At 63.4% G+C, this 11,989-nt stretch carries 8 protein-coding genes; 1 reads left to right on the forward strand and 7 read right to left on the reverse strand.

Features of this window, described 5'->3' with window-relative positions; translation table 11 throughout:
* Together EOA33_RS10540 and EOA33_RS10550 are read right to left on the reverse strand one after the other, a co-directional pair.
* Positions 1-2,140, reverse strand: a 2,140-nt coding sequence (locus EOA33_RS10540; RefSeq protein ID WP_145989103.1) for an FAD-dependent oxidoreductase, incomplete at its 3' end; no start/stop codon positions are given.
* 237 nt (positions 2,141-2,377) lie between these two features.
* Positions 2,378-3,916, reverse strand: coding sequence for a trimethylamine methyltransferase family protein (locus tag EOA33_RS10550; RefSeq protein WP_145989104.1), 1,539 nt, complete (start codon positions 3,914-3,916; stop codon positions 2,378-2,380).
* A gap of 216 nt (positions 3,917-4,132) precedes the next feature.
* Between EOA33_RS10550 and EOA33_RS10555 the strand changes: the two genes are divergently transcribed.
* Positions 4,133-4,729, forward strand: coding sequence for a hypothetical protein (locus EOA33_RS10555; protein ID WP_127405588.1), 597 nt, complete (start codon positions 4,133-4,135; stop codon positions 4,727-4,729).
* 33 nt (positions 4,730-4,762) lie between these two features.
* Here EOA33_RS10555 and EOA33_RS10560 read toward each other — a convergent pair whose 3' ends face one another.
* The 5 genes from EOA33_RS10560 to EOA33_RS10580 all read right to left on the reverse strand — a co-directional run.
* Positions 4,763-6,973 carry an ABC transporter ATP-binding protein gene (locus EOA33_RS10560; RefSeq protein WP_127405589.1) on the reverse strand — a complete coding sequence of 737 codons (2,211 nt, stop codon included), beginning with the start codon at positions 6,971-6,973 and terminating at the stop codon, positions 4,763-4,765.
* Between the two features lie 50 nt (positions 6,974-7,023).
* Positions 7,024-8,181, reverse strand: a complete 1,158-nt coding sequence (locus EOA33_RS10565) for an ABC transporter permease (protein ID WP_127405590.1) — start codon at positions 8,179-8,181, stop codon at positions 7,024-7,026.
* A 12-nt stretch (positions 8,182-8,193) separates the two neighbouring features.
* Positions 8,194-9,228 carry an ABC transporter permease gene (locus EOA33_RS10570; RefSeq protein WP_127400230.1) on the reverse strand — a complete coding sequence of 345 codons (1,035 nt, stop codon included), beginning with the start codon at positions 9,226-9,228 and terminating at the stop codon, positions 8,194-8,196.
* A 225-nt stretch (positions 9,229-9,453) separates the two neighbouring features.
* The gene (locus EOA33_RS10575) at positions 9,454-11,106 is read right to left on the reverse strand and encodes an ABC transporter substrate-binding protein (protein WP_127405591.1); all 1,653 of its coding nucleotides are present in this window, start codon (positions 11,104-11,106) and stop codon (positions 9,454-9,456) included.
* Positions 11,107-11,379: 273 nt separating this feature from the next.
* The coding region (locus EOA33_RS10580; RefSeq protein ID WP_190234244.1) for a translocation/assembly module TamB domain-containing protein at positions 11,380-11,989 on the reverse strand (610 nt) is incomplete at its 5' end.

An 11,989-nucleotide genomic window follows, 5' to 3' on the forward strand; every position in this document is an offset into this window, starting at 1 on the left:
CGGCCAGTGCCGCCTGCTTGCCGATGAAGTCCGCCTCCTTGCCATAGGCGACGAAACGGTCGAGGCCTGCCTCCAGCGGCCCATAGATCGGCCTGTACTCACGCGCCCATGAGCCGTAATTCTTTTCGAGCCTGAGAGCATTGAGCGCGCGCGAGCCGAACAGGCCGATGCCGAACTCCTCGCCTGCCTTGATCATCGCCTGGAATGCGGCGCGCTGATATTCGGTCGCCACCCAGACTTCGTAGCCGAGATCGCCGGTATAGCTGACGCGGCCGACCAGGCACTGCGCCATGCCGATGTCCATTTTCGCAACGGCCATGAAGGGCAATGCCGTATTGGAGACGTCAGCGCGCGTCACCTTTGCCAGCACATCTCGCGCCTTCGGTCCGGCGATCGCCAGCCCGGTCAGCTTCTGTCCCAAAGCCTCGACGCGCACGGAGCCGTCTTTCGGCAGATACGCCTCGAACCAGCGCATATGATATTGCTCGGCGATGCCGGAGCCGGCGATGAACCACTCGCCGTCGTCGATGTTGGCCAGCGTGAAATCGCCGATCAGCCTGCCGTCATCCTTCAGCATCGGCGCCAGCGTCATGCGGCCGCGCTTCGGCAGCTTGCAGGCCAGCATGCGGTCGAGCCAGGCGGCTGCGCCCTCACCCGTCACCGCGTATTTGGCGAAGTTGGAAATCTCCGCCAGGCCGACGCCGCCGCGCACCGCTGCCACTTCCTTCGCGACATGGTCGAAATCGCTCGAGCGCCGCCACGAGAACTCGTCCTTGACGCCTTCAGGGGCATACCAGAGCGGCACCTCCAGCCCGTAGGACACGCCCCATTGCGCGCCCTTGGCCGAGAGGGCGTCATAGACCGGCGTCGTCTTGAGCGGACGTCCGGCCGGCAATTCCTCATTGGGGAAGCGGATCGAGAAGCGCCGCGAATAATTTTCGCGCACCTTGGCGTTGGTGTAGGCCATCGTCGCCCAGTCGCCGTAGCGCGCGACATCCATTGCCCAGATGTCGGCACCGGGATCGCCCTCGATCATCCAGTTTGAAAGTGCGAAACCGACACCGCCGCCCTGCGAAAAGCCGGCCATCACGCCGCAGGCGACCCAGAAGCCGGGCAGGCCGCGCACCGGACCGACCAGCGGATTGCCGTCCGGCGCGAAGGTGAAGGGGCCGTTGATGATCTGCTTGATGCCGGTGTGCTGGAAGGCGGGGAAATGCCGGAAGCCGACTTCCAGCGACGGCGCGATGCGATCGATGTCCGGCTCCAGCAGTTCATGGCCGAAATTCCATGGCGTCTGGAATTCCGACCACGGCTTGTTGGCCTTCTCGTAGGTGCCCATCAGCATGCCGCCGCGCTCCTGGCGCAGATACAATTCGCCGTCGAAATCCACCGCATGGATGATCTCGGTGCCGGTCTCCTGGTTCCAGGCGGCGACCTCCGGCATGTCCTCGGTGATCAGGTACATGTGCTCCATCGCCAACACCGGCAGTTCAAGCCCGACCATGCGGCCGACCTCGCGCGCCCACAGGCCGCCGGCATTGACGACATGCTCGGCCACCACCTCGCCCTTGTTGGTGATCACGCGCCACAGCCCGTCGGGACGGCGCACGATGTCCTCGACCTTGGTGAAACGCTCGACCTCGGCGCCTAGTTTCCGCGCCGCCTTGGCATAGGCGTGCGTCACGCCGGACGGATCGAGATGGCCGTCTTCCTTGTTACGCACCGCGCCGACGAATTGCTTTGGATCGAGCAGCGGCATCAGTTCGGCCGCCTCGTTGGGCGAGATCACCTCGAGGTCGATGCCGAGATAGCGCCCCTTGGCGACGACGCCGCGCAGCCAGTCGAGACGCGCCTCGGTCGCCGCCAGCAGCACGCCGCCGGTGAGGTGCACGCCGGTCGCCTGGCCGGACAGTTCCTCGATCTCCTTGTAGAGCGAAATCGTGTATTTCTGCAGCTTGGCGACGTTGGGATCGCCATTGATCGTGTGCATGCCGCCGGCGGCATGCCAGGTCGAGCCCGAGGTCAGCTCGTCGCGCTCCAAAAGCACGATGTCGGTCCAGCCGTGCCGGGCCAGATGGAACAGCACCGAGCATCCGACGACACCGCCGCCAATGACCACGACCTTTGCATGCGATTTCATGGGTTTTTCTCTGATATCAATACGTTGGAGAGACAAGGTGAATCGGAAGGGCAACGCCAAGCACCCCCCTCTGGCCTGCCGGCCATCTCCCCTCAAGGGGGGAGATCAGCAGTTCGAACTCCGCCATCCCCTGCGACGCCGAAAATTTGCGAAAGCCGAGATGATATCCAATCTCCCCCCTTGAGGGGGAGATGCCCGGCAGGGCAGAGGGGGGTGCCCGCGCCGACGCCAAGGAACTCACGGCTCGCCCTGCCCGATCGCTTCCTTGCGCCTGGCGACATAGGCTTCGAGCGCCTCGCGCACCGCAGGATCCATCTCTGGCTGGACATATTCCTCCAGCGCCTTCTTCCACAGCCGCGTCGCGCGCGCCGTGGCGTCGAGGCCGCCGGCCTCCTGCCAGGCCTCGTAATTCTGCCAGTTGGAGAGCATCGGCTGGTAGAAGGCGGTGGCGTAGCGTTCCAGTGTGTGCGGCTCGCCGAAGAAATGGCCGCCCGTCGGCACCGCGCCCAGCGCCTCGACCGCGAGTTCCCCCTCGTCGACCACGATCGGCCGCAGGAACTCCATCATGTGCTGGATCATCTCGACGTCGATGATGAATTTCTCGAACGACGCCGTCAGCCCGCCCTCCTGCCAGCCGGCAGCGTGGTAGACGAGGTTGCCGTGGCCGAGCACCGCGCCCCACAGCGCCATCAGCGTCTCATAGGCGCCTTGCGCGTCGGCCGCATTGGAGGCCGAACCGGGCGTCGTGCGGTAAGGCAAATCATAGCGCCTTGCCAGTTGTCCGGACGCGATGTTGGCCTTGGTGTTTTCTGGCGTGCCGAAAGCCGGCGCGCCCGACTTCATGTCGACATTGGAGGTGAAGGCGCCGTACATGACCGGCGCGCCGGGCCGAACGAGCTGCGTCAACACGACGCCGAACAGCGCCTCGGCGTTCTGCTGCGCCAGCGCTCCGGCCAGCGTCACCGGGCTCATCGCCCCCATCAGCGTAAAAGGCGTCACCGCTACCGACTGGCCGAACTCGGCCATGGTCATCAGGCCTTCGGCCATCATCTCGTCGAAGCGACGCGGCGAGTTGACCGAGATGATGGTGGCGATGCCGGGATCGTTGCGCAGCTGGTCAAGCGTCAGCCCGCGCGCGATCGCCATCATCTCGATGCCGTCGAGCGCCCTGCCCCGGCCGATCGCCGAGACATGGAAACTTTTGTCGGTCAGCGTCAGATTGGCGAAGTAAGTGTCGAGATGGCGCGAATTGGCCGGCAGTTCGATCGGCGCGCAGACCTGGTTGCCGAGCATGTGGACGCAGTTGAAATGCTGTGCCAGCCGCACGAGGTCCTGATAGTCGCGCAAATTGCCGGCGCGGCGGCCACGCTCCATGTCGTGCACGTTGGGCGGCCCGGCCACCAGGGTGAAATTGATCGTGTTGCCGCCGAGATGGATGGCGTGCGCCGGATTGCGCGGCGTGAGCGTGTAGGCGGACCGTGTCGTCTTCAGCGCCCCTGCGACCATGCCGCGATCGATGCGGACGTTCATCGACGCATGATCGACCGCAGCACCCGCCTTTTCGAACAGCGTCAGCGCCCGCGGGCTCATCACCTCGATGCCGAAATTTTCCAGGATATGCATCGAGGCTTCATGGATCGCCTCGATCTGGTCGGCCGAGAGCAGCGCCATCGGCGGATAGGGATTGGTCACCCGTCTTGTCGGCAATTGCGGGATCGCGGACGGCCCCCGGTTGCTGGTTCGCTCAGTGCCGCGCTTGCGCCTTGGTTCGGTCATGCCACGCATCAAAGCGCCGGCACGAAAGCGCGGCTGTCAGAAATCCGCCATTTGCGGGCGCGATTTTAGCCAAGGCGGCATTTCTGGCATTCCATTGCGACAAAAGCGACATAGAGAGTCGAAATCATAACACCTGGCAAGCCGGCGACGGCCGGTCGCCACCCGTTAAGAAACGCCGCAAGAATCCCTTTATGTTTTCGGCCTATTCGTCTGCCGATGCGTAGGTCGAGTTTTAGTAAAATTGTAGCTGTCACTGTGCTGCTGGCGTTGGCGCTTTCGGCCTGCGCGACGCCGCCGAGCCACATCAACGACGTCTGCGCCGTATTCGACCAGAATGACGGCTGGTTCGACAATTGGCAGGCGGCCGCCGAGCGCACAGAAGAGAAATATGGCGTGCCCGTGCCCGTGCTGATGGCGACGGTGCGCAAGGAATCCGGCTTCAAGAGCAACGCCAGGCCGCCGCGCACCAAGCTGCTGGGCTTCATTCCCTGGAAGCACGTGTCCAGCGCCACCGGGTACTCGCAGGCGCTCGACGGCACCTGGTCGCAATACCAGAGCGAGACCGGCAATTGGGCGGCACGCCGGACGCGCTTTGCCGATGCCGTCGACTTCGTCGGCTGGTACCATTCCAAGACCGCCGACACGCTCAGCGTCGCCCGCAACGACACCTACAATCTTTATCTGGCCTACTATCTCGGCTGGACGGCTTATGGCCGCGGCAGCCGCGGCGACGCCGGCGTGCAAAGCTACGCGCGGGCCACCGAGAAGATGGCCCGGGACTACGCCGCGCAGCTGCGCCAATGCGGCAGCTGATAGCGGCGCTGAACTAGCTTCAGCGACGCTCTCCTAATTCGGGCTCGGCTTCTTGCCGCTCGGGCGCTTCGGGGGGGAACCGGCAAAGCCCGGACCGGTGCCATGCGGCGCGTCTTCCGGCACGCCCTCATGCGCCGCATGCTCCTTGTCGAACTTGATCACCTGATCCATCTTCGCCAGCACGTCGTCGGCAAGCCAGCACAGGCTCATATGGCCGTCGCCGAGATTCTTCACCGGCGGCACCTTGGTCTCGCACAGATTGTCCGGCACCAGCTTCTTGTAGCCGCAGCGCGTCTGGAACGGACAGCCGGTCGGCGGGTTCATCGCCGACGGGATGTCGCCCTCAAGCACGATGTGCTTTTTGACCACGCTGGTGTCGGCGATCGGGATCGCCGACAGCAGCGCCTCCGTATAGGGGTGGTAGGGCGGCGAGAATATCTGGTCGGTCGTGCCCTGTTCGACGATGTAGCCGAGATACATGACGACGACGCGGTCGGCGATGTAGCGCACCACCGACAAGTCGTGGCTGATGAACAGCATCGTCGTCTTGTTCTTGCGCTGGATGTCCATCAGCAGTTCGGTCACCGCCGCCTGCACCGAGACGTCAAGCGCCGAAACCGGCTCGTCGGCCACCACCACCCTGGCATCGCCGGCAAAGGCGCGTGCCACGCCGATGCGCTGCTTCTGGCCGCCGGAGAGCTGGCGCGGCTTGCGCGTCTCGAAGGCCCGCGGCAGCTTCACCAGGTCGAGCAGCTCCAGCATCCGCTTGCGCCGCTCGGCGACCGTCTTGCCGACATTGAATTTTTCCAGCGTGCGGATGATCTGCGAGCCGACCGAGTGGCTGGGGTTCAGCGTGTCGAACGGGTTCTGGAACACCATCTGGATCGACGACACCGTCTCGACGCTCCGATTCTCGATGCCGGTCGACTGGATCTCCTTGTTGCCGAGCGTTACGCTGCCGGAACTCGCCGTCTCCAGCCCGAGCAGCACCTTGGCCAGCGTCGACTTTCCGCAGCCGGACTCGCCGACGATGGCAACGGTCTCGGATTCGCGCGCTTCGAAGGAGATCGTCTCATTGGCCTTGACGACGCGGCCCTCGCTGGAGCCGAACACTTCGCTGCCGCCGACCTTGTAGTATTTCTTGAGGTCCTGAATCTTGAGCACCGGCGCGCCGGGCTCGACCTTTTCGTTGACCTTCTTGGCGCCGGGCGGCAACGCCTCCCAGTCGATCTCGTTGAAGCGCACGCAGCGCGAGAAATGGCCCTCATGGCCCTCGACCGCGATCATCGGGATTTCGGCGGCATTGCAGACGCCCTCGACGAAATGATGGCAGCGCGGGCCGAAGTTGCAGCCCTTCGGCCGCTCGTGCGGCAGCGGCAACTGGCCAGGGATCGAGATCAGCGGCCGCGAATTCTTGTCGGCGCCGGGCAGCGGGATCGAGCGGAAAAGTCCCTGCGTATAGGGGTGGCGCATCCGGTCGAACACGTCCTTGATCTTGCCGGTCTCGACCGCCTCGCCGGAATACATCACCGTGATCTTGTCGCAGGTTTCCAGGATGAGGCCCAGATTGTGCGACACGAAGATCATCGAGGTGCCGAACTTCTCGCCGAGCCCCTTGACGAGGTCGACGATGCCGGCCTCCACCGTCACGTCGAGCGCCGTGGTCGGCTCGTCGAGCAGGAGCAGGGCTGGTTTCGACAACAGCGCCATGGCGATGACGATGCGCTGCTGTTGGCCGCCAGAAAGCTGGTGCGGATAAGAGCGCATCATGCGCTCGGGATCGGGCAGCTTCACCGCGCGCACCATTTCCAGCGCCCGTTTGTAAGCCTCGTCCTTCGACACCTTGTCGTGGATCAGCGGCACTTCCATCAGCTGCTGGCCGACCTTCATCGCCGGGTTCAGGCTCGCCATCGGCTCCTGGTAGATCATGGCGATCTTGTTGCCGCGGATGGCGCGCAGCTCCTCGTCGGACATCTCACCCATGTCCTTGCCCTGGAACTTGATCTTGCCGCCGACGATCTTTCCGATGTTGGAGAGGTCGCGCATGATGCCAAGCGACACGGTCGACTTGCCGCAGCCGGATTCGCCGACGATGCCCATCGCCTCGCCGGGCATGACCGTGCAGGAGAAGTCCATCACGGCCGGTATCTCGCCCTTGCGGGTGAAGAAGGAGATCGACAGGTTCTCGATCTCGATGATCGGCCCAGGGGTTGGCTTGCCGGGATTTCGAACTGCCTCGTTCATGGGTCGCTCCAATCCTTGGTTCTTAGAAGATGGGGCCTGAAACCCCGCCATCAATCCTTCATCGACTGTTCGCGCAGGGAATCGGCCAGAAGGTTCAGCCCAAGCACGAATGACATCAGCGCAATCGTCGGCGGTAGTGCCGGGTGGATGAAGGAGCGCAGCAGGCGGCTGGCGTCCTTGATCGCCGTGCCCCAGTCCGGGCTCTCGGGCGCCAGCCCCAGTCCGAAATAGCCGAGTGTGCCGAGTAGGATCGTCGTGTAACCGATGCGCAGGCAGGCATCGACGATCAGCGGCCCGCGGGCATTGGGCAGGATCTCCCACAGCATGATGTACCACGGCGATTCACCACGCGTCTGCGCCGCCGCCACATAGTCGCGCGTTTTGATGTCCATGGTCAGCCCGCGCACGATGCGGAACACGCCGGGGCTGGAGGCGAACACCACCGCAACGAAAATGTTGAGCTGGTTGGGGTCAATGTGGACGATCTTGAGCGGATCCTTGTCGAAGACCAGGCCCACATAGATCCAGCCGCCAATGACGAGCGTCAGCCCGAGCAGGATGTAAAGACGGTCGGGGCGGTTCTTGTAGCGCGTCCAGAACAGCACGCTGAAGAAGATGATCGGGAACAGGAAGAACAGCCCGGCCATGGCATAGGGGATCGGCGTGTCCATGATGCCGGGCGTCACCAGCAGATAGAACAGCAGGATGACCGGGAAGGCCAGCACCAGATTGGCGAGGAAGGACAGGATGGTGTCGATCTTGCCGCCATAGTAGCCGGCCGGCAGGCCGAGCGTGATGCCGACCATCAGCGCGAAACCGGTCGCCGCCGGCGCGATGATCAGCACGATCTGGCTGCCATAGACCATGCGCGAGAACACGTCACGGGCGAGCTTGTCGCCGCCGAAATAGTAGATGAGCTTCGACGTCGGTTCGATCGCGCCGGGCAGCGCGTCCTTCATCACCGGCACCTGGGAGAGCGGATCGAAGGGCGAGATGGTCGAGGCGAAGATCGCGGTGAACAGCCAGAACAGGCAGATGCCGACGCCGACGATACCGACGCCGCTGTCGAACAGCTGGCCGTAGAGTCCGAGCTTCTTCTTGTAGGCGAAGCTCGCCCCCATGACGATGGCGAGCGCTATCCAGACAGGCCAGAAACGCGAGATGACGCCGAGCACGACACTGAAAGCGCTGATATATTCGATCTGCATCCGCTTCGCCCCCTACTGAACCCTGATACGCGGATTGAGAAACGCGTAGCCGACATCCGAGATAAGCTGCGTGATCAGGACGATGAACACCGAAACCAGCGAGCAGCCGAGCAGAAGGTCGATGTCGTTGTTGCCGGCCGCCTCGACCAGCGTGTAGCCGAAGCCCTGGTAGCGGAACATCACCTCGACGATGACGACGCCGGTGAGCAGCCAGGGGAATTGCAGCATGATGACGGTGAACGGCGCGATCAACGCGTTGCGCAGCGCATGCTTGACCACGACGCTTCCGAAGGAGAGGCCCTTGAGGCGAGCCGTGCGGATATATTGTTGCGTCATCACCTCGACCATCGAGGCGCGTGTCATGCGCGCAATGTAGCCGATGCCGTAGATCGCCAGCGTCATCACCGGCAGCGTGAAATTGTAGAAGGTGATGCCTTGGCTGGCCGAGGCGGCCGAACCGTTCAGCCAGCCGAGCCAGGACGCGAAGATGACGGTGAAGATGACGCCCGAGACATATTCCGGCGTCGCCGTCGAGGCGATTGAGGCGACCGACAGCGTGCGGTCGGTGCGCGAGCCCTCGCGCATGCCGGCAAGGATGCCGACCAGCAGCGAGATCGGCACCATCACCAGCAGGACGCAGAGCATCAGGATGCCGGTCGCGCTGAGTGCTGGAAAGAGCTTTGACGCCACGCTGGTCTTGAATTTGGTCGAGCAGCCGAAGTCGCCCTGCAGCACGCCGGAGAATGTCGGCACGACCGGATCGTTGCAGAAGGAGAAACGCTGCGTCGGCTTGCCCGTCGCCGGGTCGGTCACCGGCTGCTTGGGCAGCACGCCCAGCCACTGGCCGTAGCGGGCAAAGAAATTCTGCCGGTAGCCATGGTTGACCAGCCAGTCCTCCAGCTGCTCGGCCGACGTATGCATTTCGGTCTGGCTGATCGCCAGCTTCTTCAGGTTCGGGTTGAGATTGATCAGGAAGAAGACGACCAGTGTCAGGCACAGCATCGTCAATGCCATCGTGCCAAGACGCCTGAGGATGAAAGAAAGCATGGCGGTCCCCTGCCGGTCTGGTTGGGGTTGGAGCCTGTTTGCTGTCCAGCTCGGCCACTAGCGGCCAGGCTGCCTATCAAACGGACTCTCGGATGCGATCAACCCTGTTTTTCGTTGCACGCCGTTGCCGGAAGAACCCACGCCCTCTCAAGGCGCCGGCTTCCGGTTCCTGCATTGTGCGGGGAGTGAGGGGAAGGAGCAAGGCCCCTTCCCCAATCGGTCCGATCACGCCTGGTCGAGCCAGACCTTGCCATAGTCGCGTTCGAAGGTCGGGTGCATCTTGTAGTTCTGCACCGCCTTGACCGAGTGGCTGTAGAGCTTGCGCCAGTAGGGCTGGATGATGATGCCGGAATCCTGCAGGATCTGCTCGATGTCCTTCATCATGTCCTTGCGCTTGGCGGCGTCGGCGACGGCCAGCGCTGCGTTGAGCTTGGCATCCCAGTCGGCGTTCGCAAAGGCCGTCTCGTTCCAGGCCTCGCCGGAGCGGTAGCCGATCGCGAGCACCTGGACGCCGAGCGGGCGCATGTTCCAGTTGGTCATCGACAGCGGATATTTGGTCCAGTCATTCCAGAAGGTCGAGCCCGGCAGCACCGTGCGCTTCACCTTGATGCCGGCGTCGCGCATCTGCGCGGCGATCGCATCGCCGGTGTTCTTGTGCCAATCCTCGTCGACGGTGATCAGCTCATGCTCGAAATCGGCCTGGCCGGCTTCCGCCAGCAGCGCCTTGGCCTTGGCCGGATCGCGCGCCACCTTTGCCAGCTCGTAATATTCCGGGTGGATCTGGCAGACGTGATGGTTCTCGGCAACAGTGCCCGCATTGCCGTAGCCGAGCTGGAGGACGACATTGTTGTCGACCGCGAGCTGCAGCGCGTTGCGGACCTTCTGGTCGTCGTACGGCTTGTTGTTGATGTTGGTGCGGCACACGATCGTCGACGCCGTCACCACTTCCGACTTCACCAGGTCCATGCCGTCGAGGATCGACACATAGTCGGCCGAAGTCTCGAAATTGGTGTGGACTTCGCCGGCCTCGAAGGCGCTGACCATGGCCGCCGGATCGGTGCCGTAGTCGATGAACTCGATGCCGTCGAGGAAGACTTCACCGTCCCACCACTTGTTGTCCTCGCGGCGCTTGTAGACCACCTTCTGGCCGACATCGTAGGAGACGAGCTCGAACGGGCCGGTGCCGATCGGGCAGGCCTTGAAGTCGCCGCCCTTCTCGTCGAAGGTCTTGTGGACGATCAGGCCTGGGTAGTCGCACATATTCGGGATCAGCGCGATGTCGGGCTTGCCGAGCTTCAGCTTGACGGTCATGTCGTCGACCTTGGTGACGGCGCTTTCGTCCAGCTTGTCGTCCTTGACCAGGGTGCCCAGACGGCCAGGCATCGAATTGCCTTCGGCCTTCTTGTCGGCCCAGCGCTTCAGGTTGAAGATGACGTCATCGGCGGTGAAGGCATCGCCATTCGACCACGTCACGCCTTTGCGCACATGCAGCACGTATTCGGTGGCGTCGTCGTTCACATCCCAGCTTTCGAGCAGATAGGGACGGAACGTGTATTCAGTGGTGTATTTGACCAGCGGCTCGAGCGCCTGGCGCTCGGCATTGGCGATTTCCGACCAGTCGGACTTGCGCGGGTCCTTCGGATCCTTGACCCACTGCGCGACCTTCAGGATGCCGCCCTTCTTGCCCTGCACGTCCTCGGCCCGTGCCGGGGTCGGATCGGCGAGGCCGAGCATGCCGTAGGCCATCGCCGTGGTCGCGCCGAAGACGCTGGCGAGCGCCAGGAATTCGCGGCGGTCCACCTTGCCTGCCTTGGCTTCTTCGGCCATGGCCAGGATGTGATCCGGAACGCGGTCACCGTTAGATTTGTAGATTGCCATGATTAACTCCCATTGTTGGCTTTCCGCCTTGTAACATTCCGCATCCGGACCGTGATGTCAAAGACGGTCTGGACTGGGAACATGTTGACGAATGTGCAACTTTGGAAGGAGGGCGGTTCGCGCGATAGCGACAGTCTTGACGCAAATTTGCTACTGCGTCGCAGATTTCATTCGATTATGCGCAAACGAATAAACTGAGACATTCAAACGGCATAGGACGGCGCCAGCCGCCTGCTGCGATAGCGCCAAAGGCTGCCCTTCCTGCGACCGGCTTCAGTATTCGCGCTCGTAGAAGATGCCGCCCTTGGCTTCGCCGGCATCGGTGGCCTCGCCACGCAGCTTGACGCCGCGCCCGACATTGAGGTCGATCGCCGCCTTGCCGGAACCCGGCTTGTCGCCCTTCTGGATCGTCACATAGGTACGGTCGTTGAGGTATTTGCCCGCCGAGACGGCGGTGCCGCCCTTCTCGTCGGTGGTGACATCGAGGTCGTCGACGCCGATCGCGCTGCGCAGGTTCTCGAGCAGCGAGGTCGAACCGCCGACGCCGGCCAGTTGCGCGGCGGCCTCCGCCAGCTGCGCGATCTGCAGCGGCGACAGGTTCGACATCGAGCGGCCGAAGATCAGCTGCGCCAGCACCTCGTCCTCCGGCAGTGCCGGCGTCGAGGAGAAGGTGAACTTCGGGTTGGTCGCCTCGCCCGACACGACAATGGTGACGGTGGCGCTGCTCGTCGTCGTGGTCGCTGTCAGGTTGAGGTAGGGCACCAGGGAGCCCGAAAAGCCGACCGTTCCTTCTGTGAAGGTCAGCCGCTTGGCGAGGATCGTCAGCCGCCCGCGCTGCAAGGTGAAGGTGCCGACCGCATGCGGCGAGGAGGCCGGACCGGTC

The sequence above is a fragment of the Mesorhizobium sp. M4A.F.Ca.ET.050.02.1.1 genome, assembly GCF_003997725.1.
GTDB lineage: Bacteria > Pseudomonadota > Alphaproteobacteria > Rhizobiales > Rhizobiaceae > Mesorhizobium.

What these genes read in the sequence shown, in the direction of transcription:
- EOA33_RS10570 (WP_127400230.1), bottom strand. Translation starts at nt 9,228, where the DNA reads ATGCTTTCTTTCATCCTCAGGCGTCTTGGCACGATGGCATTGACGATG.
- EOA33_RS10560 (WP_127405589.1), bottom strand. Translation starts at nt 6,973, where the DNA reads ATGAACGAGGCAGTTCGAAATCCCGGCAAGCCAACCCCTGGGCCGATC.
- EOA33_RS10555 (WP_127405588.1), top strand. Translation starts at nt 4,133, where the DNA reads ATGCGTAGGTCGAGTTTTAGTAAAATTGTAGCTGTCACTGTGCTGCTG.
- EOA33_RS10575 (WP_127405591.1), bottom strand. Translation starts at nt 11,106, where the DNA reads ATGGCAATCTACAAATCTAACGGTGACCGCGTTCCGGATCACATCCTG.
- EOA33_RS10565 (WP_127405590.1), bottom strand. Translation starts at nt 8,181, where the DNA reads ATGCAGATCGAATATATCAGCGCTTTCAGTGTCGTGCTCGGCGTCATC.
- EOA33_RS10550 (WP_145989104.1), bottom strand. Translation starts at nt 3,916, where the DNA reads ATGACCGAACCAAGGCGCAAGCGCGGCACTGAGCGAACCAGCAACCGG.